Annotated in this window: 29 protein-coding genes; 18 read left to right on the top strand and 11 right to left on the bottom strand. The window is 69.4% G+C overall.

Annotated elements, in window-relative coordinates:
- Window positions 1–195 precede the first annotated feature (195 nt).
- Together ACYVIO_RS07005 and aat are read left to right on the top strand one after the other, a co-directional pair.
- On the top strand, window positions 196–963 hold the full coding sequence (locus tag ACYVIO_RS07005; protein WP_460649827.1) for an MBL fold metallo-hydrolase: 768 nt from the start codon (window positions 196–198) through the stop codon (window positions 961–963).
- Between the two features lie 48 nt (window positions 964–1,011).
- On the top strand, window positions 1,012–1,677 hold the full coding sequence (gene aat, locus ACYVIO_RS07010) for a leucyl/phenylalanyl-tRNA--protein transferase (protein WP_460649828.1): 666 nt from the start codon (window positions 1,012–1,014) through the stop codon (window positions 1,675–1,677).
- On the opposite strand, the gene ACYVIO_RS07015 is transcribed toward aat, so the two are convergent.
- A complete protein-coding gene (locus ACYVIO_RS07015) occupies window positions 1,651–2,463 on the bottom strand; it encodes a TetR/AcrR family transcriptional regulator (RefSeq protein ID WP_460649829.1) in 813 nt (270 codons plus the stop codon). The two genes, aat and ACYVIO_RS07015, sit on opposite strands and share 27 nt — an antisense overlap.
- Window positions 2,464–2,606: 143 nt before the next feature.
- On the opposite strand from ACYVIO_RS07015, the gene ACYVIO_RS07020 reads away from it, so the two are divergent.
- Window positions 2,607–3,086: a nitroreductase family deazaflavin-dependent oxidoreductase gene (locus ACYVIO_RS07020; protein WP_460649830.1), complete on the top strand. Its 480-nt coding sequence runs from the start codon at window positions 2,607–2,609 to the stop codon at window positions 3,084–3,086.
- Complete coding sequence (locus tag ACYVIO_RS07025; RefSeq protein ID WP_460649831.1) at window positions 3,083–4,153, top strand: adenosine deaminase; 1,071 nt, start codon at window positions 3,083–3,085, stop codon at window positions 4,151–4,153. The genes ACYVIO_RS07020 and ACYVIO_RS07025 overlap by 4 nt, the downstream gene beginning before the upstream one ends.
- Window positions 4,154–4,156: 3 nt before the next feature.
- Here ACYVIO_RS07025 and ACYVIO_RS07030 read toward each other — a convergent pair whose 3' ends face one another.
- On the bottom strand, window positions 4,157–4,603 hold the full coding sequence (locus tag ACYVIO_RS07030) for an SRPBCC family protein (protein WP_460649832.1): 447 nt from the start codon (window positions 4,601–4,603) through the stop codon (window positions 4,157–4,159).
- Window positions 4,604–4,708: 105 nt separating this feature from the next.
- Between ACYVIO_RS07030 and ACYVIO_RS07035 the strand changes: the two genes are divergently transcribed.
- From ACYVIO_RS07035 to ACYVIO_RS07055, 5 genes are all read left to right on the top strand, one after another.
- Complete coding sequence (locus ACYVIO_RS07035) at window positions 4,709–5,266, top strand: SigE family RNA polymerase sigma factor (protein ID WP_460649833.1); 558 nt, start codon at window positions 4,709–4,711, stop codon at window positions 5,264–5,266.
- Entirely contained in the window at window positions 5,263–5,895 is a 633-nt protein-coding gene (locus tag ACYVIO_RS07040; RefSeq protein ID WP_460649834.1) for a hypothetical protein, read from the top strand. The genes ACYVIO_RS07035 and ACYVIO_RS07040 overlap by 4 nt, the downstream gene beginning before the upstream one ends.
- 57 nt (window positions 5,896–5,952) lie before the next feature.
- Entirely contained in the window at window positions 5,953–6,648 is a 696-nt protein-coding gene (locus ACYVIO_RS07045; RefSeq protein ID WP_460649835.1) for a PadR family transcriptional regulator, read from the top strand.
- 143 nt (window positions 6,649–6,791) lie between these two features.
- Window positions 6,792–7,775, top strand: a complete 984-nt coding sequence (locus ACYVIO_RS07050; RefSeq protein ID WP_460649836.1) for an ATP-binding cassette domain-containing protein — start codon at window positions 6,792–6,794, stop codon at window positions 7,773–7,775.
- Window positions 7,775–8,554, top strand: coding sequence for an ABC transporter permease (locus ACYVIO_RS07055; protein ID WP_460649837.1), 780 nt, complete (start codon window positions 7,775–7,777; stop codon window positions 8,552–8,554). The genes ACYVIO_RS07050 and ACYVIO_RS07055 overlap by 1 nt, the downstream gene beginning before the upstream one ends.
- 33 nt (window positions 8,555–8,587) lie before the next feature.
- On the opposite strand, the gene ACYVIO_RS07060 is transcribed toward ACYVIO_RS07055, so the two are convergent.
- Window positions 8,588–9,646, bottom strand: coding sequence for an acyltransferase family protein (locus ACYVIO_RS07060; protein WP_460649838.1), 1,059 nt, complete (start codon window positions 9,644–9,646; stop codon window positions 8,588–8,590).
- A gap of 135 nt (window positions 9,647–9,781) precedes the next feature.
- A complete protein-coding gene (locus tag ACYVIO_RS07065) occupies window positions 9,782–10,732 on the bottom strand; it encodes a helix-turn-helix domain-containing protein (protein WP_460649839.1) in 951 nt (316 codons plus the stop codon).
- Between the two features lie 83 nt (window positions 10,733–10,815).
- Between ACYVIO_RS07065 and ACYVIO_RS07070 the strand changes: the two genes are divergently transcribed.
- Both ACYVIO_RS07070 and ACYVIO_RS07075 read left to right on the top strand, forming a co-directional pair.
- Window positions 10,816–11,070, top strand: a complete 255-nt coding sequence (locus ACYVIO_RS07070) for a hypothetical protein (RefSeq protein ID WP_460649840.1) — start codon at window positions 10,816–10,818, stop codon at window positions 11,068–11,070.
- A gap of 107 nt (window positions 11,071–11,177) precedes the next feature.
- Window positions 11,178–11,999, top strand: a complete 822-nt coding sequence (locus tag ACYVIO_RS07075) for a class I SAM-dependent methyltransferase (RefSeq protein ID WP_460649841.1) — start codon at window positions 11,178–11,180, stop codon at window positions 11,997–11,999.
- An 88-nt stretch (window positions 12,000–12,087) separates the two neighbouring features.
- Here ACYVIO_RS07075 and ACYVIO_RS07080 read toward each other — a convergent pair whose 3' ends face one another.
- A complete protein-coding gene (locus tag ACYVIO_RS07080; protein WP_344177384.1) occupies window positions 12,088–12,231 on the bottom strand; it encodes a hypothetical protein in 144 nt (47 codons plus the stop codon).
- A 159-nt stretch (window positions 12,232–12,390) separates the two neighbouring features.
- On the opposite strand from ACYVIO_RS07080, the gene ACYVIO_RS07085 reads away from it, so the two are divergent.
- On the top strand, window positions 12,391–13,248 hold the full coding sequence (locus ACYVIO_RS07085; RefSeq protein WP_460649842.1) for an Fpg/Nei family DNA glycosylase: 858 nt from the start codon (window positions 12,391–12,393) through the stop codon (window positions 13,246–13,248).
- A 6-nt stretch (window positions 13,249–13,254) separates the two neighbouring features.
- Here the strand turns inward: ACYVIO_RS07085 and ACYVIO_RS07090 are convergent, their stop codons facing one another.
- Together ACYVIO_RS07090 and ACYVIO_RS07095 are read right to left on the bottom strand one after the other, a co-directional pair.
- Window positions 13,255–13,392 carry a hypothetical protein gene (locus ACYVIO_RS07090; protein ID WP_460649843.1) on the bottom strand — a complete coding sequence of 46 codons (138 nt, stop codon included), beginning with the start codon at window positions 13,390–13,392 and terminating at the stop codon, window positions 13,255–13,257.
- Between the two features lie 162 nt (window positions 13,393–13,554).
- Window positions 13,555–14,427: a hypothetical protein gene (locus ACYVIO_RS07095; RefSeq protein ID WP_460649844.1), complete on the bottom strand. Its 873-nt coding sequence runs from the start codon at window positions 14,425–14,427 to the stop codon at window positions 13,555–13,557.
- A 140-nt stretch (window positions 14,428–14,567) separates the two neighbouring features.
- Between ACYVIO_RS07095 and ACYVIO_RS07100 the strand changes: the two genes are divergently transcribed.
- The 3 genes from ACYVIO_RS07100 to ACYVIO_RS07110 all read left to right on the top strand — a co-directional run bounded on the left by ACYVIO_RS07100 (window position 14,568) and on the right by ACYVIO_RS07110 (window position 18,990).
- On the top strand, window positions 14,568–14,891 hold the full coding sequence (locus ACYVIO_RS07100) for a rhodanese-like domain-containing protein (protein ID WP_460649845.1): 324 nt from the start codon (window positions 14,568–14,570) through the stop codon (window positions 14,889–14,891).
- A gap of 138 nt (window positions 14,892–15,029) precedes the next feature.
- The gene (locus ACYVIO_RS07105) at window positions 15,030–18,467 is read left to right on the top strand and encodes a phosphodiester glycosidase family protein (protein ID WP_460649846.1); all 3,438 of its coding nucleotides are present in this window, start codon (window positions 15,030–15,032) and stop codon (window positions 18,465–18,467) included.
- 10 nt (window positions 18,468–18,477) lie between these two features.
- A complete protein-coding gene (locus ACYVIO_RS07110) occupies window positions 18,478–18,990 on the top strand; it encodes a GrpB family protein (RefSeq protein ID WP_460649847.1) in 513 nt (170 codons plus the stop codon).
- On the opposite strand, the gene ACYVIO_RS07115 is transcribed toward ACYVIO_RS07110, so the two are convergent.
- Both ACYVIO_RS07115 and ACYVIO_RS07120 read right to left on the bottom strand, forming a co-directional pair.
- Window positions 18,971–19,624 (bottom strand): PhzF family phenazine biosynthesis protein, encoded by a 654-nt coding sequence (locus ACYVIO_RS07115; RefSeq protein WP_460649848.1) that lies wholly within the window; start codon window positions 19,622–19,624, stop codon window positions 18,971–18,973. The two genes, ACYVIO_RS07110 and ACYVIO_RS07115, sit on opposite strands and share 20 nt — an antisense overlap.
- Window positions 19,621–19,908 (bottom strand): antibiotic biosynthesis monooxygenase family protein, encoded by a 288-nt coding sequence (locus ACYVIO_RS07120; protein WP_460649849.1) that lies wholly within the window; start codon window positions 19,906–19,908, stop codon window positions 19,621–19,623. Before ACYVIO_RS07120 ends, ACYVIO_RS07115 begins: the two co-directional genes overlap by 4 nt.
- 76 nt (window positions 19,909–19,984) lie before the next feature.
- On the opposite strand from ACYVIO_RS07120, the gene ACYVIO_RS07125 reads away from it, so the two are divergent.
- The gene (locus ACYVIO_RS07125; RefSeq protein ID WP_460652066.1) at window positions 19,985–20,893 is read left to right on the top strand and encodes a S66 peptidase family protein; all 909 of its coding nucleotides are present in this window, start codon (window positions 19,985–19,987) and stop codon (window positions 20,891–20,893) included.
- On the opposite strand, the gene ACYVIO_RS07130 is transcribed toward ACYVIO_RS07125, so the two are convergent.
- Window positions 20,887–21,825, bottom strand: a complete 939-nt coding sequence (locus ACYVIO_RS07130; protein ID WP_460649850.1) for a helix-turn-helix transcriptional regulator — start codon at window positions 21,823–21,825, stop codon at window positions 20,887–20,889. The genes ACYVIO_RS07125 and ACYVIO_RS07130 overlap by 7 nt on opposite strands.
- A gap of 61 nt (window positions 21,826–21,886) precedes the next feature.
- On the opposite strand from ACYVIO_RS07130, the gene ACYVIO_RS07135 reads away from it, so the two are divergent.
- Together ACYVIO_RS07135 and ACYVIO_RS07140 are read left to right on the top strand one after the other, a co-directional pair.
- Window positions 21,887–22,285, top strand: coding sequence for a RidA family protein (locus ACYVIO_RS07135; protein ID WP_460649851.1), 399 nt, complete (start codon window positions 21,887–21,889; stop codon window positions 22,283–22,285).
- Window positions 22,282–22,722: an SRPBCC domain-containing protein gene (locus tag ACYVIO_RS07140; protein WP_460649852.1), complete on the top strand. Its 441-nt coding sequence runs from the start codon at window positions 22,282–22,284 to the stop codon at window positions 22,720–22,722. Before ACYVIO_RS07135 ends, ACYVIO_RS07140 begins: the two co-directional genes overlap by 4 nt.
- A gap of 15 nt (window positions 22,723–22,737) precedes the next feature.
- On the opposite strand, the gene ACYVIO_RS07145 is transcribed toward ACYVIO_RS07140, so the two are convergent.
- Complete coding sequence (locus tag ACYVIO_RS07145; RefSeq protein WP_460649853.1) at window positions 22,738–24,519, bottom strand: S9 family peptidase; 1,782 nt, start codon at window positions 24,517–24,519, stop codon at window positions 22,738–22,740.
- Window positions 24,520–24,552 lie beyond the last annotated feature (33 nt).

The following is a 24,552-nucleotide window of genomic DNA, read 5'->3' on the forward strand; positions in this document are numbered from 1 at the left end:
CCGCGACCAGCGCCTGGTCGGTCAGCCGAGCGGCGAGAGATTCCAGTACGACGCTCGCCCGCGACCAGCGCCCGGCCGGTCAGCCGACCGGCGAGACCGATCCGTCCGCCGCCCGCCGTCCGCACCGCCCCCCGTCCGCCGCCCCCCGGCGTCCGCCGCCCGCCGCGCGACCCGCTCGGCGGGTTGGATACCGGCATGAGGCTGACAGTCGTGGGTTGCTCGGGCTCCGCCCCCGGACCGGACTCGGCCGCGTCGAGCTACCTGGTCGAGAAGGACGGCTACCGCCTGCTCCTCGACCTCGGTGCCGGCGCCGCCGGCCCCCTGCAGCGGTACGCCGCTGCCGAGGACATCGGTGCCGTGATCCTCTCCCACGCGCACTCCGACCACTGGTCGGACGTCACGCAACTCTCGTACTACCGCTCCAAGGCGATCCGCGAAGGCTCCGACTGCGGACCACTTCGGATCTACGGGCCGTCGGACATGAACGACGTATTGACCAGCAATCCCGACGAGTTCACCACCACGTACGCCGCGCAAGGCGAGCTCGAGCTCGGCCCGATCCGAGTCCGGCTCGCCCGGGTCGAGCACGGCGAGTGCTGGGCCAGCCGCATCGACGACGTGCTCTGCTACACCGCCGACACCGAGCCCTGCGCCGCGATCGAGGAACTGGCGGAGGGCTGCGGCGTGCTGCTCGCCGAGGCATCGGGCTTCGACGCGGACGGCCCGATGCGCGGGCACCTGACCGCCGGCGACGCCGGCCGCTTGGCGGCGAAGGCCGGCGCGAAGTTGCTGATCCTGACCCACCTCCGCTCCTGGCAGGACCACCTCCGCCTGCTCGAAGAGGCCTCCCAACTCGCAGGCTGCCCGGTCGTCCTGGCAACCCCAGGCCTCCGCGTCGCGCTGACCACCTGCGCGGCGCCGACCGGAGGAGCGTCTGCGTCCAGCGGGCCGCGTCGCACCTGACCACCTGCCCGGCGTACGGGCTCAGGAGCAGTGCGCGAGGATGGTGGGGTGCCTGTTGAACCGCCTGCCTCCGTCTGGGAGTTTCCGCCGGTTGCGGTGGCCGGGAGTGGGGACGTGGTCGCGGCGGGAGCGGATCTCGAGCCGGGGACCGTGCTCGCGGCGTACCGGCGTGGGCTGTTCCCGATGCCGGACAGCCACGGCCCGCTGCTGTGGTGGTCGCCGCTGGAGCGTGGCGTGATCGACGTCGCCGGGTTCAGCCCGTCGCGGTCGCTGCGCAGAGCCCGGCAGCGGTTCGAGATCCGGGTCAACACCGCCTTCGACCAGGTGATCCGCGCCTGCGCCGACCCGCGGCGCCCGGGCTCGTGGATCGACGCCGACATCATCGCGTCGTACACACGGCTGCACGAGATGGGCTGGGTGCACTCGGTCGAGGCCTGGGACGGCGACGAGCTGGCCGGCGGCCTGTACGGCGTGGCGATCGGCGGGCTGTTCGCCGGGGAGTCGATGTTCCACCACAAGACCGACGGCTCGAAGGCCGCGGTCGCGGGGCTCGTCGAACTGCTCGACGACAAGTACGCCGCCGAACGCGTCCTCGACATCCAGTGGGTCACCGACCACCTGGCGACGCTCGGCGCGGCCGAGATGCCGCGCGAGCAGTACGTCCGCCGCGTCCAGCGCGCCCTCGAACTACCCCTGCCTGACGCGTTCGCCTAGGCCGAGAAACTCGGCGTGCGCTGCGATCGCCGCCTCGAACAACTCGTCCGCGGGATCGAAGGTCCCGACGAACTGCCCGAACAGCTCGAAGCTCACCAGCCCGAACAGCTGCGCCCAGATCATCCCTGTCCGCAGCAGAACAGCCCTCGGTACGCCGGGCGCGATCTCCTCGAGCGGCTGCAGCTGATCCACCAACGCATCTGAGGGCTCGGCGGCATCGTCAGGCACCACCAGTACGCCGGCCTCCTGCGCGCGCTGCAGCACCCCGAGCAGACAGACCGCCACCCGTGAAGCAGGCTGCACCGTCGACTGCGGCGCGCTGTACCCCGGCACCGGTGACCCGTAGATCAACGCGTACTCGTGCGGATGCTTCCGAGCCCACACGCGCACCGCCCGACAGGCCGCGAGCCACGCCTCCCGCGTCGCGCCCGCCGCAGCCTCCGCCGCAGCGGCCGGCGCAGCCTCCTCCGACGCAGCGGCCGGCGCCGCCTGCTCCCCCGCAGCGGCCCCTGCGGCCTTCTCCGCAGCACCCAGCGCACCTGCCGCCGCCTTCTCCACCGCAGCCCCCAGCGCGTCGTACGCTTCGATGATCAGCGCCGTCAGCAGATCGTCGCGACTCGGGAAGTACCGGTACAGCGCCGACGACACCATCCCCAGCTCGCGCGAGACCGCGCGCAGCGAGAGCCGCTCGGCGCCGTCGGTGGCGAGCTGACGGCGTGCGGTGTCCTTGATCTCCTGGGTCAGCTCGGCCCGGGCTCGGTCACGTGCGGTACGTCCGGCGTTCATGAACGGCAGTCTGCCACGATCACTGCACTAAAGCGAGAGCAGTGCTCTTGACAAGGATCACCCGGAAGTGTTCACTGGTCACAACAGAGAGCACCGCTCTCGCTTTCCCGCCGAAGCAGCTGAAGCAGCCGAAGGAACCCACCATGAAGCAGACGTACGACAAGAACCGCGTGATCACCAACGGCCACAGCAGCATGCTGGTCTTCAACAAGATCGTCGCCGCCATGACCAAGACCGGCATCAGCCTGATGGGCAGCCGGGTGCTCTCGGTGAAGGGCCGCAAGTCCGGCGAGTGGCGCAGTACGCCGGTCAACCTGATGACGCTCGACGGCCAGCCGTACCTGGTCGCCCCGCGCGGTCACGTCCAGTGGGTCAAGAACCTGCGTGCCTCCGGGGAGGCTCACCTGCGGCTCGGCCGCAAGACCGAGGTGTTCCAGGCTGTCGAGCTGGCGGACGCCGACAAGCCCGAGGTGCTCCGGCTCTACCTGAAGAAGTGGGCCTGGGAGGTCGGCGCGTTCTTCGAGGGCGATGTGGACAAGAAGTCCTCGCTGGAGACCCTGCTGCAGGTCGCGCCCGGCGTACCGGTCTTCAAGATCACGAGGGATGCCAAGATGGGCCGATGATCACTCCCGAGCAGTTGACCGCGGCGCCGAAGGTGCTGCTGCACGATCACCTGGACGGCGGCTTGCGGCCCGCGACGATCGTCGAGCTGGCCCAGGAGATCGGGCACCGGCTGCCGCGGACCGATCCCGTCGAGCTCGGCGAGTGGTTCGTCGAGTCGGCCGACTCCGGGTCGCTCGAGCGGTACCTGGAGACCTTCGACCACACCGTCGCGGTGATGCAGAACGCCGCCGCGATCACCCGGGTCGCGAGCGAGTGCGTGCAGGACCTCGCCGCGGACGGCGTCGTGTACGCCGAGATCCGGTACGCGCCCGAGCAGCACCTGACCGCCGGGCTCAGCCTGGAGCAGGTCCTCGACGCGGTCCGCGAAGGCTTCGAGCACGGCATGGCGAACGCCGAGCGCCCGATCGTCGCCCGCCAGCTGCTGACCGCGATGCGGCACCAGGCCCGCTCGATGGAGATCGCCGAGCTGTCCGTCGCCTACCGCGACGCCGGCGTCGTCGGCTTCGACATCGCCGGCGCGGAGGCGGGCTACCCGCCCACCCGGCACCTGGACGCGTTCGAGTACCTGCAGCGCGAGAACGCGCACTTCACCATCCACGCCGGTGAGGCCTTCGGTCTGCCGTCGATCTGGCAGGCGATCCAGTGGTGCGGCGCCGACCGGCTCGGCCACGGCGTGCGGATCATCGACGACATCACCGAGAACGCGGACGGCAGCGTCGAGCTCGGCCGGCTGGCGGCGTACGTGCGTGACGGCCGGATCCCGCTCGAGATGTGCCCGAGCAGCAACCTGCAGACCGGCGCGGCCACGTCCATCGCCGACCACCCGATCGGCCTGCTCACCAAGCTTCGCTTCCGGGTCACGGTCAACACCGACAACCGCCTGATGAGCGGTACGTCGATGAGCCGCGAGCTCGCCCTGCTCGCCGAGGCCTTCGACTACGGCCTGGCCGACTTCCGCTGGTTCGCGATCAACGCGATGAAGTCCGCGTTCATCCCGTTCGACGAACGCCTCGCGATCATCGACGAGGTCATCAAGCCCTGGTACGCCACCGAACTGAAGGCCTGAGCCTCAGCTCCGGCCTTCGAGCCGCTCCTTCAGTCGCGCCAGGTTGGCCGGCATCTCCTTGCGGGCTTGGGGTTTGACGACCAGCGGTACCAGCAGCTTGCCGATCCCGTGGCCGGTGAAGTCCACCGCGATCGTGACCCGGCTCCGGCTGGTACCGGCGACAGGCTCGACCGCGACGTCGATCAGGCCCCGGATCGGCCCATCGTCGCCGCGCACGGCCCACGCGTTCGGCGGCGCGTACTTGACGATCGTCGACGTCACCGCCCGCTCGCGGCCGCCGATCTGCCGCGTGGTCCGGCAGACCGAACCGACCGTCGGAGGCCCGTCGTGGTCCAGTCCGCCGCCGGTCACGCCGGCCTGCCACTGCGGGAAGTGGGTCGGATCGATCACGTACTCGAAGACGTCGGCCTGCGGGGCGTCGACCTCGATCTCGGTGACGATGGCACTCATCAGCGAACTCTCCTTGTCGTCGTTACCCGGTCTGACGAACGGCTGATCGCGAATTCGACACCAAGCTAATGCAACCTCTCGGCCGTTGGCGGACTCTTTGCAGGCATGCAGGGGGAGACGTTCTCTGAGCCGGGGGTGTGGATCGGTGCGCCCGCGTGCCGGGTGGACGACTCTGCCGCCGAGTTCAGCGCGTACGTCGCCGAGCGGTACGACGGACTGCTGCGGATGTCGTACCTGCTGACCCAGGACCGTGGGCTGGCCGAGGATCTGCTGCAGACCACGCTGGCCCGCTGCTGGCTGTCCTGGTCGAAGATCAAGGCCGAGAACCCGCACTACTACGTGCGCCGATCGTTGGTGAACACCCACCGTGCCTGGTGGCGGGTGAAACGCAGTCGGTGGGAGATCCCCACCGATTCCGTCCCGTACGACGTCGCCGACGGCGGGTACGACGTGCTGCACGAGAACGCCGTACTGCTCGAGGCACTCGGCCGATTGCCGCGCCGGATGTGCGCCGTGATCGTGCTGCGTTACCTCGAGGACCTGTCCGAGCTCGACACCGCGCGCATCCTCGGCTGCAGCACCGGCACGGTGAAGAGCCAGTCGAGCCGCGCGCTGGCCAAGCTGCGCAACGATCCCGCCCTGAGCAAGGAGGACTGGCGATGAACCCCGAGGACCTGCGCCGGCGCCTGCACCAGGCCGTCGTACCGGTAACTGGGCAAGGAGATCCAGGCCCGGCCATCCAGCAGCGCGCGAACAGCATCGCCCGCCGCCGGGCCACCGCGACCACCTGCGCACTCGTCCTCACTGTCGCGTCGGCGGCCCTGATCACCACCCACCGCTCCGGCAGCGAGCCAACCCCGGGCAAGCCGGTGGCCACCAGCCTCACGGGCATCGGTGGCGGAGTCCAAGCAGGACTGCTGCCGAAGACCGGCGGCAAGTACCTGATCGAGCAGACCAGCCTGACGATCGACCTGGCCACGACACCCGTCCTGACCCAGTGGAGGCAGCAGGCGATCGGCCAGGCCCAGCCCAGGGACGCCATCTGGCTGCTGGCCAGCTGCGCGGAGTCCTCGGCCCAGGTGGTCGTGGCGCTGCGCAGCAAGGCGAACTCGTCGCTCACGCAGTACCCGGTGCCGTGCTCGACCAAGACCCAGGTCCCCGTGCCGTCCAGCTGGGCAGCCGGAGCGCAGGCCGAGCTGTCGGTCGGCGTCGGCAGCGCCGGCGAGGTCGTCGTCGAGGCCGGCCTCTACCGCGCCGACCACTGCCGAGCGGGCGAGTGCTTCATTACTTGACATCGGGTACCCGGCAGCGAATACTCGATCTCAAGTAATCGAGATCGAGGAGGGGTGATGGTCCGGCGCAAGGTAGGCAACCCGCTGGCGTTCGCCGTGCTCGGCAGTCTCGGCGAGCGGCCGATGCACCCGTACGAGATCTCGACGATGCTCAAGGCCCGCGGCAAGGACGGGAGCATCAAGCTCAACTACGGCTCGCTGTACTCCGTCGTCACCGCGCTGGAGAAGGCCGGTTTCGTCGAGGCCGTCGAGACCGTTCGGGAGGGCAACCGCCCGGAGCGGACGATCTACGCGATCACCGCCGCCGGGCGGGAGGAGTTCGACGGCTGGCTGGCCGAGTTGCTCGGTACGCCGGAGAAGGACTTCAGCCAGCTCGAGGCCGGACTCGCCTACCTGCCGGCGTTCGCGCCGGACCGGGTCGCGGACCTGCTCGAGCAGCGGGCCGGCGTACTGGAGCAAGAGGCGGCGAGTCTCGAGAGCATGCACGACATGATGCGCTCGAAGCAGTTCCCGGAGATCTTCTGGATCGAGTCGGAGTTCCGGGTCGAGCTGCTGCGGACCGAGATCGCGTTCGCGCGCCGGCTCGCCGAGCGGATCCGGACCGACGACCTGGAGGGCACCGAGTTCTGGCGCCGTACCCACGAGTTGGTCGCCGAGCTCGGCGTCCACCCGGCCGACCTGCTGAAGGACCCGGTCAAGTACTTCGGTGTCGACTTCCCCTGGATGCGGGAGGTCCCTCCGGAAGCACAGTGAGAAACGGCCCCCGGCCCGAGGTGCGGCAACACCTGGGTCGAGGGCCGTCAGTTCCTCGAGCCGGTCCCGAAGGACCTGATGACCCAAGGTGCATCATCAGGATAGACGGCCCGGCTCTTTCATCCCACGAAGGAGTCATCACCATGGCTAGTCATGCCCTGACGGCCGTCGACCTGGTCAAGACCTATCCCGGAGCCCGTCGCGGCCCGGGGGTCCGGGCCCTCGACGGTCTCACGTTCTCGGTGCCGGAAGGTGTCGTGCTCGGTCTGCTCGGACCGAACGGCGCCGGCAAGTCCACCACCGTCAAGATCCTCACCACGTTGTCCCGGGCAGACTCCGGTACGGCGCTGGTTGCCGGGTACGACGTCAACCGCGAGCAGGACGAGGTCCGGCACGTGATCGGGTACGTGCCGCAGAAGGCGAGCTCGGACCCGATGGCCACCGGCCTGGAGAACCTGGTGCTCAGCGGCCGCATCCACGGCTTGTCGCGATCCACCGCGACGTCCCGGGCCCGGGATCTGCTGGAGCGTTTCAGCCTGACCGAGCAGGCGTCCAGGCAGGTGAAGACGTACTCGGGAGGTCAGCAGCGGCGGCTCGACGTCGCGCTCGGGCTGGTGCACCGGCCCAAGGTGCTGTTCCTCGACGAGCCGACCACCGGGCTGGATCCGGAGGCGCGGGCCGACCTGTGGGCCGAGGTCCGGCTGCTCGCCGGCGACGAAGGGCTCACCGTGCTGCTCACGACGCACTACCTGGAAGAGGCTGATCGGCTCGCCGACCAGTTGGCGATCGTCGACCACGGCAAGATCGTTGCCGAGGGCACCCCTGAAGGGCTGAAGGCGGAGCTACGCGGTGACACCGTGCAGGTCGAGCTGGTCGAGGCCGATGTCGACGGCTCGGTCAGAGCCCTGCTGGCCAACCTGCCGGGGATCGGGGAAATCGTTGTCGAGGGCAACGTCCTGAGAGCTCGGGTCGATCGCGGCGCGACCGCCGTACCGGCGGTGCTGGGAGCCCTTGAGGAGAAGGCGATTCCAGTCGGTGCGGTGACGGTCTCGCGGCCGTCGCTGGACGACGTGTACTTGAGCTACACCGGTCGTTCGTTCCAGGCCGCGGAAGCGAAGGTGGCGTGATGAGCACCCCAGTTCTGGCGCACACCGGGTTGATCACGTCGCGGTGGCTGCGGGCGCAGTTCCGTTCGCCGGCGCTGATCGCCTTCACGCTGGTTCAGCCGGCGATCTGGCTGCTGCTGTTCGGGCAGCTGTTCAAGGGGATCGTCGACCTGCCGGGCTTCGGCAACACGTCGTACATCGCGTTCCTCACGCCGGGCATCGTGATGATGACCGCGCTGATGTCGAGCGGCTGGAACGGCACCACGTTCATCACCGACATGGAGCGCGGCGTGATGGACCGGATGCTCGCGTCGCCCGTCCGCCGCGGCGCGCTGATGGCCGGGCAACTGGTCAGCAACGCCACCAGTACGGCGATCCAGGCCCTGCTCGTCTTCGGCATCGGCCTCGCGGCCGGCGCCCGGTACGACGGCGGCGTGATCGGCTTCCTCGTCACGGTCGCGGCGTCGGTGCTGATCGGGACGGCGTTCGGCTCGCTGTCGAACGCGGTCGCCCTGCTCACCCGTCAGCAGGAGGCACTGATCGGCATCTCGCAGTTCGTCTCGCTGCCGCTGACGTTCATGTCGTCGATCATGATCGACCCGAAACTCGCCCCGCACTGGGTCGAGGTCGCCGCCCGCTACAACCCGGTCGACTGGGCCACCATCGCCGCCCGCGAGTCCCTCTCCGCCAACCCCGACTGGGGATCCGCGGGTCGGCACGGCCTCTACCTGCTGGCCTTCACCCTGGTCGTCGCCTACCTGTCCACCCGGGCGTTCCGCACGTATCAGCGCTCGGTCTGACCTGCAGGGGGCGCGCGTCCATCGCGCGCCCCCTCACGGGTGAAGCCGGCCGACCGCTCGGAAACCGAGGCGTTGGAGGGGGACTGCTAGTTGGGTCAGCACCCGGTACGCCGGTTGTTCGACGTACCGGGTGAGGAGCCAGGCCAGTACGACGATGCAAGCGACGGCTCCGACGACCTGCTCGAAGCGGCCGAGGCCGAGGCGCATCAGGTGGTAGGCGATCAGGTAGCCGAGCTCCTGGTTGAGGAGGTAGATGCCGAACGAGATCTTGGCCAGGAACTGGATCGGCCTTGCGACGGGGGTGAAGACCAGCCAGTCCGGACCACGCGCGGCGAATGCGACGAGGACCAGCAGGGCGCCGATGCCGAGCGCCGACGGCAGGTCCGAGGTGTGCGCGTACTGCGCGTAGACCGTCGCGACGAGCAGTGCGCCGAGGTGCACCGCGCTGATCCGGCGTTGCGACCAGAGCCAGAGCGCGATCCCGATCGCGAACAGCTGCAGCCGGTGGAAGCCGAAGCCGTTCCAGATCTGCTGCACCACCAGGGGACTGCGCAGGATCCGGTCGTTCCACTGCAGGATCACCGGCGCGACCGTCATCACCCACAGCAGCACGGTGATCCGCGACGGCGAACCCATCCCGCGCGGCCACAACAGAGCGGCTGCGACGAACGCCATCAGCTGTAGCGGCAACGTCCAGTACGAGCCGTCGATCAGTCGCACGGTCGGGTCCAGCGACGCGATCAGCGTCAGGTTGCCCCAAAGGTCCCGTGGGGTCGGCAGGATCCAGTTGTCCGGGCCGAACAGCACCAGCAGGCTGTACGTCGCCAACACGGCCGCCAGGTACGGCGGCAGGATGCGGCAGATCCGCTTCCACAACCATGGCAGCGTCGGGCCTTTGCGGACCGTCACGCAGACGAAGTACGCGCTGATCACCAGCAGCACACTCGCGCCGACCTGGAACTGGTGCCGGCCCAGCGGCTCACCCAGCTCGGGGTGCAGCACCGGCCCTTCGAAGGCGGCGTGGCTGAAGACCACGGCGAACACGGCGACTACGCGGACAACGTCCCAGCTCAGGCGGCGTGACGAGCCCACCTGGGGAGAGGGCGGAACCAATTTCGACAACTCGCAGACATCTCGACCGACTCCCCCTGTGACACGTCTGTGATCCTAGGCAGACCGCGTCGGCCGATCGCAAATTGTGTGCGCCTTGTCACGCTCGGCGTTTCGTCAGGCGGTCTGGAAGGTCCGGCGGTAGTTCTGCGGCGGTACGCCGACGACGCGACGGAAGTGGTGACGCAGCAGCGCCGCGGTGCCGAAGCCGGCCTCCGCCGCGATCTGCTCGATGCCCAGCGCGGTCTGCTCCAGCAGCGTCCGGGCGTGCAGGACGCGCTGCGTGGTGACCCACTTGAGCGGCGTCGTCCCGGTCTCGGCGACGAAGCGGCGGGCGAACGTGCGCTCCGACATCTGCGCGCGACGGGCCAGGTCGGGCACGGTGTGCTCGACGGTCAGGTTGGCGACCATCCAGTCCAGGACCGGCTGCAGGCTCTCGCTCGACGACTCCGGCACGGGCACCTCGACGTACTGGCGCTGGCCGCCGTCGCGCTGCGGCGGGACGACCATCCGGCGGGCGATCCGGGTCGCGACGGCGCTGCCGAGCTCGCGGCGGACCAGGTGCAGGCAGGCGTCGATGCCGGCCGCCGTACCGGCGCTGGTGATGATGTTGCCGTCGTCGACGAACAGGACGTCCGGGTCGAGCTCGGCCCGCGGGTGGCGCTGGCGGAAGAGGTCGGCGTACCGCCAGTGGGTCGCGCACTTGCGCCCGTCGAGCAGCCCGGCCGCGCCGAGCACGAACGCGCCCGAGCAGACGGTCAGCAGGATCGCGCCGCGGGCCTCGGCCTTGCGCAGGGCGCTCAGGATGCGTTCGTCGTACGCCTCGCGCCAGGTGGTAGCGGGCAGCGCGACCAGGTCGGCGTCCTCCAGTTCGTCCAGCCCGTACGGCGCGATGACGGCCGAGTGGCTGCTGGTCCGCAGCGGCTCGCCCGGGCGGGTCGAGCAGACCTTGAAGTCGAACGCGGGGACGCCGTCGTCGGTCCGGTCGATCCCGAAGACCTCCGAGAGCACCCCGAACTCGAAGACCGCGACATCCTCCATCAGCACCACGGCGATCTTGCGCAACATACGAGCCAGTATGGCAGAAATTAGTCGAAGGTGGTCAGTAGTGCCAATTGTGGCTGGATCTCAACGATAGGATGATTACTGCCATGACCGGAATCGTAGTTCTCGCAGTCCTCGCACTGGCCATCGTCGCCGCCCTCGAACTCAGCAACCGCCGCCACTCCACCGGCCTTCCCGCCGGCTCGAGCGGCGACCGCGACATCGCCAGGACCAAGCTCGACCTGCTCGCCCTCGGCGGCAGCGCCAAGCCCTTCACCCACAAGCCCGCCACCACGCCGAGCGCGGTCGTCCACCTCCGTCGCGCCCGCCTCCACACCCCGCACGGCCGCCACGCAGCCTGACGACGACCGTCCGGTCCAACCTCCGCCCGATCCAGCCTGCTGGGTCGGGCGGTTCCTTGTGGAAAACCCGGAGCGGCTTCGGTAGTTGGTGTGTCACCCTCACTCGCATGGACGACTACCGGGTGGTCAATCGCGAGAGCTGGGACGAGCGGGTCGCAGCGCATGCGGCGTCGCCGGACTACAAGTTGGCGGAGTTCGAGAGCGATCCGTCGTTCATCTCGGACGTGGTGCGGTTCGATCTGCCGCGGCTGGGTGACGTCAGCGGTCTGCGCGGGGTGCACCTGCAGTGCCACATCGGGACGGACACGGTCTCGCTGGCGAGGCTCGGCGCGCGGATGAGCGGGCTGGACTTCTCCGGGCCGGCCGTCGAGCAGGCGCAGTCGTTCGCGGACAAGCTCGGGCTGGAGGTCGACTTCCACCAGGCCGATGTGTACGACGCGGTCGAGGTGCTCGGCGCTGCGTCGTACGACCTGGTCTTCACCGGGATCGGCGCGATCGGCTGGCTGCCGAGCATCGATCGCTGGGCGGCGACGGTGAGCGGGCTGCTGAAGCCGGGTGGGCGTCTGTTCATCCGCGAGGGGCACCCGATGCTCTGGGCGCTCGACGACGCGACCGAGAAGCTCGAGGTCAGCTTCCCGTACTTCGAGACCCAGGAGCCGCAGGTCTGGGACGAGGGCGGGACGTACGTCGAGACCGACGTGCAGTTCCAGCACAACGTGACCCACGAGTGGAACCACGGGCTGGGCGAGATCATCACCGCGCTCATCAAGCACGGTCTGCAGCTGACGGCCTTCGAGGAGCACGACAGCGCTCCCTGGGTCCCGCTGCCCGGCAAGATGACCAAGGACCCGGACCTCGCCGAGTGGCGTCTGACCGATCGCCCCGAGCGGCTGCCCTGCACCTACACCCTGCAGGCCGTCAAACTCTGACTCCACCACGGCGCACGGCGTACTGGCGCACGCCTCGGACCCGGCGAGGGTCGTCCCTGCTCGCCGGGTCGGGCGGAGTCGGTAGGGCTCAGTGCGCGTTACGCCGCTGCTGGACCTTCTGGAACATCTCCTTGGCCTTGCGCTGGTTCTCCGGCTTGCTCAGCTCGCGCTGCGCGACCTGGGCCAGCTTGGCGACCACAGCGCCCTTGAGCAGTGTCTTCACGAAACCCATCGGGGGCCTCCTTCTCGTCTTGTCTCGAAGGTAGCGGTTCACCCCAAGAAACCGGCTAGGGAATCCGCCTGAGCGACCCCCGGGTTTCCGCGCACCCACCCCCTGAAACCCCTACCGACGAGTCTGGGATCTGTCGGTGGTGTACGGCACACTGTTGGGGTGCCCGAGTTGCCGGAAGTCGAGTCGTTGGCGGGGTTCCTGCGGGAGCGAGCCGTCGGACGGGCGATCGTGCGTGCCGACATCACCGCAATCAGCGCGCTGAAGACCTACGACCCGCCGATCTCGGCCCTGACCGGGCTGCTGATCGACGACGTCAGCCGGCACGGCAAGTTCCTCGACCTCGAGGCCTCCGGCGTGCACCTGGTGATCCACCTCGCCCGCGCCGGCTGGCTGCGCTGGCGTGAGCAGCAGTCGACCGGTCTGGTGCGTCCGGGCAAGGGCCCGATCGCGCTGCGGCTGATCCTCGACGACGAGTCCGGCTTCGACCTGACCGAGGCCGGAACGCAGAAGAAGCTCGCCGTGTACGTCGTACGCAACATCAACGAGGTTCCCGGCATCGCCAAGCTCGGCCCCGACCCGTTCCTGCTCTCGCCCGAAGGCTTCGCCGAGATCATGCACGAGGCCGGCCGCGTCCAGCTCAAGGGCGTGCTGCGCAACCAGTCGGTGATCGCCGGGATCGGCAACGCCTACTCCGACGAGATCCTGCACGTGGCGAAGATGAGCCCGTTCAAACCGGCGTCCAACCTGAGCGACGACGAGATGCAGGAGCTCTACACCGCGATGCAGGAGACGCTGCGCGACGCGGTCGAGCGCTCGAAGGGCCTGGCTGCGCAGGACCTGAAGTCGGAGAAGCGCAGCGGCATGCGCGTGCACGGCCGCAAGGGCGAGAAGTGCCCGGTCTGCGGCGACATCGTCCGCGAGGTCAGCTTCGCCGACTCCTCCCTGCAGTACTGCGCGACCTGTCAGACAGGCGGCAAGCCGTTGGCCGACCGCCGCCTGTCCAAGCTGCTCAAGTAGCCAGGCTCACGTCGTCATCTGGTCGAACATGGTCTTCACGCCGGCCGAGTTCGGCGTCGCCAGCAGGTACGGCGTACCGCTCGTCGTTCGCCGTGACGTCACCGCGAACACGTAGCCGAGGTTCGCGTCGATCCGGTCCTTCATCCACGGACCGCCGCGGTGATGATCAGGTCTTGTAGCTGTTGTTGATCGTCGACGCGGAGCAGACGTAGTTCAGGCCGTTGTAGCTGAAGAACACCTTGCCCGCCGAGCTCGGCATCAGAGTTTCCCTGGCTCAACGCTTTGACCGGTTTTGACCGGAAGGGTTCACCAAGGCAACGAAGCGGAGCGACGCCCGGCGTCCAGCTGAACGACCAGTGGCGCGGCACCTTCTTCGCGCTGTAGCCGGAGCTTTCGGCCGATGGTCGCGCCGGGAGCGAGGCCTTCGAAGTCCCACTCGTCCTCGTCGCCGTGCCATCCCGCGGGCGTCGGCACGCGGACCGAGCCGCGCGCCGCCGTACGGCCGAAGTTCGTCACCTGTACCTCGAGGTCGCCGTGCTTGGAGTGCACCGAGGCGAGCACGGTCCCGACCGGCGCGACCAGCGCGCGCGTCACCACCAGCCCCGCCACGGACAGCCGCACGACCTGGCCGGCCCGGACCGGGAACGGCCCGATGACCTGACCGACCACCTCGGCCACCGGTACGCCGTACGCGCGTCCTCCGACCTGCACCTGGAACTCGCTGCCCGGCGCGAGTCCCTCGATCAGCCGCATCCCGGCCTCGGCCGGCCCGATCAGACGGACGCCGACATCCGCCGTACGGCGGGCGACCAGGTGGAAGGTCGCTCGCGACAGAGCCTCCGGAGTGAGGTCCCAGACGCCGTCGGCGTTGGCGGTCGTTGTGCCCGGCGGGACGATTCGGAGCTTGCCCTGCAGTGCGACCTTGATGACGGTCAGCGCCGACAGTTGATCGCTTGGCAGCCGAACGACGAGGTCGTCGCCGTCGCGACGCCAGGTGAGGGCCTTGCCGGTCTGCTCCTCGACGACGTGCCGCGGGGTGGTCGCCAGGCCTGGCAGTCTGATCTCGTGGTCGGCGGGGCGGCGGGTGATCTTGAGCAGCAGGACGCCGCAGTTCCGCAGGATCGCCTCACCCCACGGCTGCGGGCCGAACTCGCCGGGGATCCCCTCGACCAACGCCAAGCCGTGCCTCCCGTTGTCGTCGCCCGTGGTCGACTTTCCGCCGCCGGACCGGCGGTGTCAACGCGCGATCCACCGGCTGAGCATCCGCATTCCCCTCCTCCGGGTGTGATGGTTCACCTCCGGGCTGCAATGATCGGGGTATGACGCAGAACCCGATGATTCCCGCCGTCGTCGTCGCCGACGTGGACGACGCTTTGCTGGCCGAGGCCTTCGTGCTCGACGTGCGGGAGCCGGACGAGTGGAACAGCGGTCACATCGACGGCGCGACCCACATCCCGCTCGGCCAGCTGCAGCAGCGCGTCGGCGAGGTGCCGCTCGGCCAGAAGGTGATCTGCGTGTGCGCGGTCGGCGGCCGTTCGAGTGTCGCCACCCAGTACCTGATGTCCGAGGGCCGCGAGGCGATCAACCTCGACGGCGGTATGCACGCCTGGCAGTCCTTCGGCCGCCCGGTCGCCACGGACTGATCGAGTAGAAAATCTTCCGATCGACCGACGGAGACGTTAGTTTGTCACCGTTCGGTCGATCGGCGTACACCCGCGCCTCACACGGCAGCAGGACACGCCTCGTCGGATGGCCACGCCCGTCCACCGCCAGGAGGCTCCGTGTCCACGCCCGCTCTCTCCAGACCAGTACGACGTACGCTGACCGCCGGCCTTGTCGCCGGCGGTCTGTTCCTCACCACCGTCCAGCCCGCAGCAGCTGACCCCATCCAACCGGTCGAGGCTCACCGGGGCTCCTCCGCGGCCTCCGACATCCCCGACGTCGCGATCGCACCACCCGGGGAAGGCATCGTCACCCGCCGTACCGACAGCCCGGTCGCACCCGGCGTCAACTACACCAGCTTCGACCGCCTAGACGCGCGCGGCTGGTTGCGCGGGGACATCCTCGTCGCCGACCTCGACCGCCAAGGCATCACCGTCGACTACCTCAACCCCGGCACCGTCTCCGGCCGTGAGGTACTGAGCCAGCAGGTGCAGCGCAAGCAGGCGATCGCCGGCGTCAACGGCGACTTCTTCGACATCAACGACACCGGCGCACCCCTCGGCGTGGGCATCGAACGCGACGCCGACGGCGGCGCCGGCCGCTTCGTCAACGGACCAGCGGCAGGCCACAACGAGACCGCCGTGATCGGCAGTGACGGCCTAGGCCGCATCGCCCAGGTCTTCCTCGAAGGTTCGGCAACGGACGACGACGCGAGCAAGGTCGACCTGACCAACCTCAACTCCCCGACCGTCAACGCGAACGGCATCGGCCTCTACACCCCGCAGTGGGGCGAGGCCGCCCGCACCCGCACCGTCGACGGCCTCCCGACCGTCCGCGAGGTCATCCTCCGCGACGGCGTCGTCGTCTCGTCAAACACCACCCCCGCCACCACTCCGCTCGCGGCGAACGAGCAGGCCCTCATCGGCCGCGAGACCGGCGCGACCGCCCTCGAATCGTTCGAGCCAGGCGACAAGGTCGAGGTGAAGTACGGCCCCCGCGCCGACGCAGCCGACGCAGCGGTCGCCCTCAGTGGCAACCTCCAACTAGCCCGCGACGGCCAGATCCTGAACGTCGACGACACCGCGCTCCACCCCCGTACGGCGATCGGCTTCTCCGCCGACGGCCGCCGGATGATCCTGCTCACCGTCGACGGCCGGATGGTCGACTCCCGCGGCCTGACCGAGAAGGAACTGGCCCGGCTGATGCTGGACCTCGGTGCCGACGACGTGCTCAACCTCGACGGCGGCGGTTCGTCGACGATGCTGAAGCGCTCGCCCGGCGAGGCCGCGCCCGAGGTCGTCAACAAACCCTCCGACGGCTCCGAGCGCCTGACCCCGAACGGCCTCGGCCTCCTCCCGGTCAAGGGTTCCGGCCAACTCAAGGGCTTCCGCATCGAGGCAGCCGGTACGACGGAAGAACCGGCCGACGCCGACCTCACCCGCAGCGCCAAGGTCCTGACCGGCCTGAGCCGAGTCCTCACCGCCCGCGGCCACGACGAGACCTACGCACCCGCAGCCGGCACGCCGTACTGGTCGGCCGGAAGCAACGCCCGCGTCACCAACCAGGGCGTTGTCACCGGCCGTCGCGCCGGCGATGTCGTGATCACCGCCGCCAAGGGCCACGCGAACGGCCGCTTCCCGATGACGGTCCTCGGTGAGCCCACCCGGCTCGCGCCGTCGAGCAAGCAGGTGTCGTTGCCGAACGCCACCACCAAGGGCTTCTTCAGCGTCACCGGGTACGACGCCGACGGCTTCTCCACCTGGGTCGAGCCGCGCGACGTCACGCTCACCTACGACAAGACGCTCGTCAATGTGGTTGCCAAGGGCAATGGTTTCGAGGTGAACGCACTCGGCACCGACGCGGTCTCGACCGTGATCACCGCGAAGGTCGGCGCCCTGTCGACGCAGCTAAGCGTCACCGCCGGGCTCAGCAGCGAGGTGGTCGACGAGGTCGACGACCTGTCCCGCTGGCAGGCGAACGCCGTACCGGCCGGTGCGGCCACGGCGACTCGATCGACGGCCGAGGGCCACGACGGCGGTCAGGCGATCGCGCTCGACTACTCGCTGACCGGCAGCACCGCCACGCGCGCGGCGTACCTGTCGATGACGCCGCAGCAGACGTTGCCCGGGCAGCCGCAGAAGCTCGGCGCGTGGGTGTACGGCGACGGCAAGGGCGCCTGGCTGCGTGCCAACGCGTACGACGGCGCCGGCGGTTCGGCGCAGACGCTCAACCTCGCGGCCGCGGTCGACTGGACCGGCTGGAAGTACGTCGAGGCCGACATCCCGCCGGGGCTGACGATGCCGCTGAAGTTCTGGCGGATCTACGTCGTCGAGACCGTGCCCACCCGCCAGTACGCCGGCCGGATCGTCGTTGACGACCTGACCGTCCGTGGCGCTCCGCCGGTCACCGTCCAGCCGCCGGCCAAGGTCGTCGACCCGATGGTGGTTGCCGATGGCAAGCTCGACGGGAAGCGCTGGAAGTTCGCCGTACTGTCGGACGCGCAGTTCACCGCGGACGACCCGGAGTCGGACTTCGTCAAGCAGGCCCGGCGGACGATCCGCGAGGCGCTCGCGCAGAACCCCGAGTTCCTGGTGATCAACGGTGACTTCGTCGACCGTGGCTTCGCGAACGACATCGCGCTGGCGAAGCGGATCATCGACGAGGAGGTCGCCGGGAAGGTGCCGGTGCACTACGTGCCGGGCAACCACGAGAGCTACGGCCCGGGTGACCTGTCGGAGTGGACCAAGGTGTTCGGCGCACCGACCAGCACGTTCGACCACAAGGGCACGCGGTTCGTCCTGCGCGACTCGTCGCTCGGGTCGCTGCGGGCCGGTGGGTTCGCGCAGATCCTGGACCTGCGCCGGCAGCTCGACGACGCCGCCAAGAACAAGGCGATCCGGAACGTCGTGGTGATGGCCCACCATCCGATCGACGACCCGTCGCCCACCGCGAACTCGCAGCTCGGCGACCGCAAGGAGGCCGAACTGCTGGTCCGCTGGCTGGCCGACTTCCGCGCGTCGACAGGCAAGGGCGCCGCGTACATGGCGGCCCACGCGGGCACGTTCGCGGCGACGCGTACGGACGGCGTACTGCTCCCGCTGACCGGCAACTCCGGCAAGAGCCCGGCCGCCGCGCCTGACGCCGGTGGCTTCACCGGCTGGGCGCTGGTCGGCATCGACCCCAACGCCCCCGCCGCCGACGCCGGCGTACGCCACTGGTCAGCTCCTGAGCGCTCGTGGTTCCAGGTCGAGCTCCGCCCCCACGTGGACGCCCTGGAGCTGGCAGCCCCGGCAACCCTCCGCCGAGGCCAGACCACCACCGCCACCGCGACGGTCGTCCAAGAAACCCGCCGAGTCCCGGTCAGCTTCCCGGTCTCAGCCGACTGGACGGGCTCGACCTTCCTCCACCTGGGCCCCGCAAGTACAGCCCCCTTCTGGGCCGCAGCCGCCTACGACCCCACCACCGGCAAACTCACAGGCCTCCGCCCAGGCACCGTCGACCTGGCCGTCACCGTCAACGGCACCACGAAGTCGCAGCGCATCCGCGTCGACTGGTAAATCTGGTGGGATGCGCTTCGATCGCATCACCATCACCGAGTACGACGCCCGCTGGCCGGCCCTGTTCGAAGAGCAGCGCCGGCCAGTCCAGGCGGCCCTGTCGCCGTACCTGACCCGCCCCATCGAACACATGGGCAGCACCGCCGTCCCCGGCCTCCCCGCCAAGCCAATCATCGACATGCTCGCGGTAGTCACCGACCAGACCGCCCTAAACTTCGACGCCCTCACAGCCACCGGTTGGCTCCCCGCCCCCGAACCAGGCGACGCCCACTCCCGCAAACACTCCTGGTGCTACCCAACCATCGAGCACCGCACCCACCACCTACACATCGTCGAGCAGTCCTCAAAAGCCTGGCCCACCTGGCTAGCCTTCCGAGACCACCTGAGAACCACCCCAGCAGCCCGCGCCGACTACGCCCACCTCAAACAACAACTAGCCACCGCCAACGACCAGAACCGCCCCGCCTACCGAGCAGGCAAAGCCCCTTTCATCACCGCCGTACTCAAGCACCTGGCGGACTGACGACGCAGTAGCCTCCAAGGTCCACGCCGGCACCCCGAGGCCGCACCCGGATCACCGAGCCGCGGCCATGCACCACCCGCAGCTCCCGGCCGAGACGCCCCGCCAGCACCATCGCGGCAGACCCACACGCCTCGTCCTCAGGCTTCCCCTCGCTAGGCGCGAACATCCGCGCCCGCACGACCCCAGCGCCTTCGTCCATCCAGGCCCACACCTGCACCGGCTCATCCGCAGGTGCGCCCGTCATGCCTTCGACCTCATCCGGCGACGCGACCTGCCGATGCCGAGCTTTCGGCGACCACTCCGCAGGAGCGAACAGCCACTCGACGCCGTCCGCCGCCCACACGTCGACCTCGCCAGCCGCGGTGGTGAACACCGACGGCGCGTGTCCGAGCGACCGCAGTACGGCGGCGGTGCCCAGCAGGGGATGCCCGGCGAACCGCCGCTCCAGCAACCGGTTGTGAATCCGCACTGTCCGCAGATCCTCCGCCACGAACACCGTCGCCGGCTCGGCGGCGGCGGTCGCCAGGCGTTGCCGCTCGTCCGCCGAGGGCATCCCGTCCACCAGAACGACGGCGACCTCGTTGCCGTAGGCCCCGTCGTCGGCGGTGAACACCCGAGCGGTCCGCCGAATCACCCCTCGACGTCGTTGAAGTGCTCCACGTGGGGCGGGTTCGCGAAGTACGGGCCGATCAGGCCTCGCCAGATCCCGAAGCCTTCGCCGGCTCGGAAGGCCTCGTGGGCCTCGACCGACTCCCACTCGACCAGCAGGACGAAGCGGGTGGGGGTTTCGATGCCTCGGGTCATGCGGATGCTCAGCGCACCGGCGCCCTGCAGCTGCTGGCGGGCCTCCCGGTACGCCGCCTCGAACGCCTCTTCCTGTCCCGCCACCACATCGATCAACGCAATCTCGAGAGCCATGTCCTCACCTTTTCACGGGGGCATCAAGGCGGCGGGGTGTGGTCGGAGGGTGGACAGCGGATAGCGTTCGGGGGTGATGGATGTGCGGAAGGCTCGGCGGTTGACGGTTGGGGATCGGGTGGCTGTGGTGGCGCCGGCTGGGCCCTTGAAGGCGGAGCGGCTGGAGGTCGGCAGTGCGCGGCTGCGGGAGTGGGGGCTGGAGGTTGAGGTGATGCCGTCGGCGCTGGCGCGTGACGAGCGGCTGCCTTATCTGGCGGGGAGTGACAGAGCGCGGGCTGAGGACTTCACCAAGGCCTGGATGGACGACGGCTTCGCGGCCGTGTTCTGTGGGCGGGGTGGGTACGGCGTGCAGCGGATGTTGCCGTTGCTGGATCTCGACGCGTTGGCTGCGGTGGAGAAGGTGTTTGTCGGGTTCAGCGACATCACCGCGTTGCACGAGGCGCTGAATGCGCGGGGGCTGGTGACTGTGCACGGGCCGATGGCTGCGGGAGTTGAGCAGTTGGCCGCGGGAGGCGACAGGCTGAAGGACCTGCTGTTCGAGCCGGAGAAGGTTGTTGATCTGCTGGCTCCGCGCGGTGCCGAGACAGTAGTGGCCGGTACGGCGGAAGGTCGGCTGCTCGGCGGCAACCTCGCGTTGCTGGCGGCGAGTCTTGGGTCGCCGACGGCGGTGAAGCCGGCGGGGATCGTCGTGCTGGAGGACGTCAGCGAGGACGGGTACCGCGTCGACCGGCTGCTCACGCAGCTGCTGCGTGCGGGTTGGTTCGAGCAGGTGACCGGACTGGTGATCGGGGATTTCAGCGAGGCCGACGACGGCGGGCTCGTCGCGGACGTCGTACGCGAACGCCTAGAGCCGCTGCAGGTCCCGATGGTCATCGGAGCCGCGATCGGGCACGAGGACCTCAACCTCGCCGTACCGCTCGGTCTTCCGGTAAGGCTCGACGCGACCAACGCCGTCCTGCAGCCGCTGGAGCCTGCGTTTCAGTAGCGCTCGGCCAGCCACTGGCCAAAGACCCGAAGACGTGAGGCCAACGACGCGGGCTCGATGACGTCCAGGTCGAGGTTCAGGTACGCCAGCCACCGCGCGGCCCAGTCCAGATCGTCCGTCCCGAACTGCAGCTCGCACTCGTCACCGGTGTCCACCACAGCCGCCACACTCGGGTCGACCAGCTCACGGACCAGGTCGCCCGACGTGTGCACAGCCACCCGCACCTGATGCCGCCACCGCCCGTGCGCCAGCGACTGCGCGACCAGCTGCGCGGCGTCATCAGGCGGAGGAGGCGCGGGCAGGTGAATCCCCAACGGCTGCGCGGACGAGATCCGGTCGACGGCGTACACCCTCCACTCGTCCGCACCCCGCACACAGGCGACCAAGTACCAAAGCCGCCGCAACGCCACCAGCCGGTACGGCTGCACCTCGACCGCGTGGTCCTCCGCAGCCCCCAGCCGCCGGTGCCGGAACCGCACAGCCTCACCAGCCCGACAGGCCAGCGCCAACTGAACCAGTACGTCGCCAGAAGCGCGCCGCGGCGAACGCCCCGGATAAGCCTGTACGTCGGTGAGCGCCGTCAACCGCGTCTGCCACTGTGACGGCACCACCTGCGTCAGCTTGGCCAGCGCCGTGACCGCCGCCGTCTCCAGCCCCTCCACACCCACCGCCGTCCGCAGACTGAGCGCCACAGCGGCCACCTCGTCCGCATCCAGCAGCAGCGGTGGCATGGCCCGCCCCTGCGCCAGCCGGTAGCCCCCGTCGCGCCCGGCCGAGCCGTCGATCCGGTAGCCGAGCTCGCGCAGCTGGGCGATGTCGCGCCGGGCAGTCCGCTCGGTCACCCCGAGCCGGGCGGCCAGCGTGGGCGCGGAGATCCCCGGGTGCGTCTGCAGCAGCGCGAGCGTCTCGAGCCGGCGGCTGGTGGTGCTCATAGCCAAAACTAACCTGGAAACCCGGACAGTATCTGACCGGGTAGTGCGTGATCCTGGATCCATGACCGAGAAAACGCTGCTTCGCCCCGCTGGACTCGTGAACTCCCCGGCGTTCACCCACGTCGCCGTCGTCCCGCCCGGCATGACCACGCTGTACGTCGGCGGCCAGAACGCCGTCGACGGCGAGGGCAAGTTGATCGGCGGTGACGACGCCGCGGCGCAGACCGAGCAGGTGATGAAGAACCTGAAGACCGCCCTGGCCGCCGCCGGCGCCACCGTGCACGACCTGGTGTCGATGACGATCTACCTGGCCGAGGAGGTCGACCTGGCCAAGGCCTACCCGGTCGCCGCCGCCGGACTCGAAGGTGCCGCACCGACCGTGCAGGGCATCCGCGTCACCAGCCTGACCGTTCCCGGCGCCCTCCTGGAGGTCAGCGCGATCGCGGCGGTCGCCCCGTGAGCGACGGGCCGAGCAGACCGCAGGTTGGGCAGGTTGGCCGGACCAAGGACGCCGGCTGGCAGATCGGCGTCTCGAAGACGATCGACCGCCCGATCGACGAGGTGTGGGACTTCGTCACCTCGCCGGCCGGCGTCGCGATCTGGCTCGGCGAAGGCGTCACCCTGCTCAACGAGAAGGGCACGGCGTACGAGACCAAGGACGGGACCCGCGGCGAGCTCCGCAGCTTCCGCGATCTCACCCGCGTCCGCCTGACCTGGCAGCCCGCCGACTGGCCGCACGAGACGACCATCCAGCTGGCCGTCACCGCGACGGGCAAGAGCAAAGCCCGCCTGGTCGTTCACCAGGAGCGGTTGGCCAACGCCGACGAGCGCGAGCACCAGCGCAAACACTGGCAGGGCGTCATCACCGAGCTGGCCGCGAAGATCACCGCGGACTGAGCAGCCGCGGCCGGATCAGGCGTGCCCGAGGTGCTCCCGCAGGAACGCGAACGCCTTCGGATACGCGTCGAGCTTGTTCGCGCGCTTCGACAGCCCATGCCCTTCGTCGCCGTACACGAGCAGCTCGCACGGCACCTTCCGCTTCTCCAGCGCCGCCACGATCTGCTCCGCCTCCGACAGCGGGACCCGCGGATCGTTCGCGCCGTGGATCACGAACAGCGGCGCCTCGATCGCGTCCACCCGGCTCAGCGGGCTCGCGGACTCGAGGAACGCACGGTCGGTCTCCAGATAGCCGTACTCCCGCTCCCGCGCCCGACGCCGGTACGACGACGTGTTCTCCAGGAAGGTCACCAGCGAGGCGATCCCCACGATGTCCACCCCGGCAGCCCACAGCTCCGGCTGGAAGGCCAGCCCGGCCAGCACCATGTACCCGCCGTACGACCCGCCATACAGTGCGACGCGCGACTGGTCGACCCCAATGGTCGGCAGCCAGGCGTGCAGCGCGGCCAGGTCGCGCACCGAGTCCAGCCGCAGCTCCCGGTCGTCCAGCGAGTACCAACGCTTGCCGTAGCCCGCTGAACCGCGCACGTTCGGCACCAGCACGGTGTGGCCGTCAGCAACGAGTCCGGCGACCAGCGGGTGCCAGATCTTGCCGTGCTGCCACTCCGGACCACCGTGGATGAACAGGACCGCCGAGCCGTCCCCACCGCCGTCCGGCTGGTACACGTACACCGGCACCTGCTCACCGTCGAACGACTCCACTCGGTACGACGTCGGGTGCTGTAAGGCCGGCAGCTCCAGCGACTCAGGCGCCCGCACGGCGTCCAACGCACCAGACGAGACTGAGTAGCGGAACACGTACGGCGGCTCGACCGGGCTGCTGTACGTGAGCACCAAGTGGCTGCCGTCCGAAGACCAGTGTGGCGCCGAGTCGACCAGCACCGCGCCACACCCACCCGGCGGCAAAGTGATCGGCGCGATCAGACCGCCGTCGGTCCCGTGCAGCGCGAGCGTCACCTCACCATCGTTGCTGGAAGCAACCAACACGTGCTGCCCGTCCGGACTCGCCGAACCGACCACGTCCTGCGTATCGTCCACCACCAAGGGGCTCAGCGAACGCGTGGCCAGGTCGTACCGGAAGATCGCGATCCGGTCCCGGTCGACGTCGGCGGAGAGCAGGAACCCGCTCGAGTCCGGCAGCCAGGAGACCGCGTAGACCGAGGTCTCGTCGTCGTACGCCGTGACGTCGCTGACCTCGCCGGTCGCGGTCTCGACCAGCAGCACCTGGACGGTGTTGGCCGGCCCGCCCGCACGGCTCACCGCGACCCACCGGTCGTCGGGCGACGAGTCCACCGCGTAGACGAACCCGCCCGCGTCGTACAGCGTGCTCTCGTCGCCGGTCGCGAGGTCCCGCGCGACCAGGTCGAAGTCGACCTCGTTGCGGCGGTTGGTGGTGAACAGCACCCGCCCGGCGCGCGCGGTGATCAGGTGGTGGAAGTGCTCGGTGTCGTGAACCAGCGGCTCCTGCACCGGAGTGTCCGACGACAGGTCGAGCAGGTACAGCTGGCCCCGCTCGTCACCGCCGGTGTCCTGCTCGATGACCACCTGCCGGCTGTCCGGGACGTAGTGGGCCGAGACGACCCGCTCGCCCGAGGAGGTCAGCGTGCGCCAACTGCCGTCCGGTCCGACCTCGTGCAACTGGCGGACGCCGCTGCCGTCGTACCCGATCAGCAGCCGTCCCTCCTGGTCGATGTCGAAGGCAACCAGGTACGGGAGGGAGAGCAGAGCGGGCAGCATGCTCCCGACCCTACCCACCCTCCCGTGTCGTTA

The sequence above is a fragment of the Kribbella endophytica genome (assembly GCF_054781295.1).

Coding starts and splice junctions, on each gene's coding strand:
- ACYVIO_RS07145 (WP_460649853.1), bottom strand. CDS start 24,519: ATGCTGCCCGCTCTGCTCTCCCTCCCGTACCTGGTTGCCTTCGACATC.
- ACYVIO_RS07130 (WP_460649850.1), bottom strand. CDS start 21,825: ATGAGCACCACCAGCCGCCGGCTCGAGACGCTCGCGCTGCTGCAGACG.
- ACYVIO_RS07015 (WP_460649829.1), bottom strand. CDS start 2,463: ATGAACGCCGGACGTACCGCACGTGACCGAGCCCGGGCCGAGCTGACC.
- ACYVIO_RS07125 (WP_460652066.1), top strand. CDS start 19,985: ATGGATGTGCGGAAGGCTCGGCGGTTGACGGTTGGGGATCGGGTGGCT.
- ACYVIO_RS07110 (WP_460649847.1), top strand. CDS start 18,478: ATGCGCTTCGATCGCATCACCATCACCGAGTACGACGCCCGCTGGCCG.
- ACYVIO_RS07135 (WP_460649851.1), top strand. CDS start 21,887: ATGACCGAGAAAACGCTGCTTCGCCCCGCTGGACTCGTGAACTCCCCG.
- ACYVIO_RS07035 (WP_460649833.1), top strand. CDS start 4,709: ATGCAGGGGGAGACGTTCTCTGAGCCGGGGGTGTGGATCGGTGCGCCC.
- ACYVIO_RS07050 (WP_460649836.1), top strand. CDS start 6,792: ATGGCTAGTCATGCCCTGACGGCCGTCGACCTGGTCAAGACCTATCCC.
- ACYVIO_RS07030 (WP_460649832.1), bottom strand. CDS start 4,603: ATGAGTGCCATCGTCACCGAGATCGAGGTCGACGCCCCGCAGGCCGAC.
- ACYVIO_RS07055 (WP_460649837.1), top strand. CDS start 7,775: ATGAGCACCCCAGTTCTGGCGCACACCGGGTTGATCACGTCGCGGTGG.
- ACYVIO_RS07120 (WP_460649849.1), bottom strand. CDS start 19,908: ATGGCTCTCGAGATTGCGTTGATCGATGTGGTGGCGGGACAGGAAGAG.
- ACYVIO_RS07065 (WP_460649839.1), bottom strand. CDS start 10,732: ATGTTGCGCAAGATCGCCGTGGTGCTGATGGAGGATGTCGCGGTCTTC.
- ACYVIO_RS07070 (WP_460649840.1), top strand. CDS start 10,816: ATGACCGGAATCGTAGTTCTCGCAGTCCTCGCACTGGCCATCGTCGCC.
- ACYVIO_RS07100 (WP_460649845.1), top strand. CDS start 14,568: ATGACGCAGAACCCGATGATTCCCGCCGTCGTCGTCGCCGACGTGGAC.
- ACYVIO_RS07090 (WP_460649843.1), bottom strand. CDS start 13,392: ATGAAGGACCGGATCGACGCGAACCTCGGCTACGTGTTCGCGGTGACG.
- ACYVIO_RS07045 (WP_460649835.1), top strand. CDS start 5,953: ATGGTCCGGCGCAAGGTAGGCAACCCGCTGGCGTTCGCCGTGCTCGGC.
- ACYVIO_RS07040 (WP_460649834.1), top strand. CDS start 5,263: ATGAACCCCGAGGACCTGCGCCGGCGCCTGCACCAGGCCGTCGTACCG.
- ACYVIO_RS07080 (WP_344177384.1), bottom strand. CDS start 12,231: ATGGGTTTCGTGAAGACACTGCTCAAGGGCGCTGTGGTCGCCAAGCTG.
- ACYVIO_RS07025 (WP_460649831.1), top strand. CDS start 3,083: ATGATCACTCCCGAGCAGTTGACCGCGGCGCCGAAGGTGCTGCTGCAC.
- ACYVIO_RS07075 (WP_460649841.1), top strand. CDS start 11,178: ATGGACGACTACCGGGTGGTCAATCGCGAGAGCTGGGACGAGCGGGTC.
- ACYVIO_RS07020 (WP_460649830.1), top strand. CDS start 2,607: ATGAAGCAGACGTACGACAAGAACCGCGTGATCACCAACGGCCACAGC.
- ACYVIO_RS07005 (WP_460649827.1), top strand. CDS start 196: ATGAGGCTGACAGTCGTGGGTTGCTCGGGCTCCGCCCCCGGACCGGAC.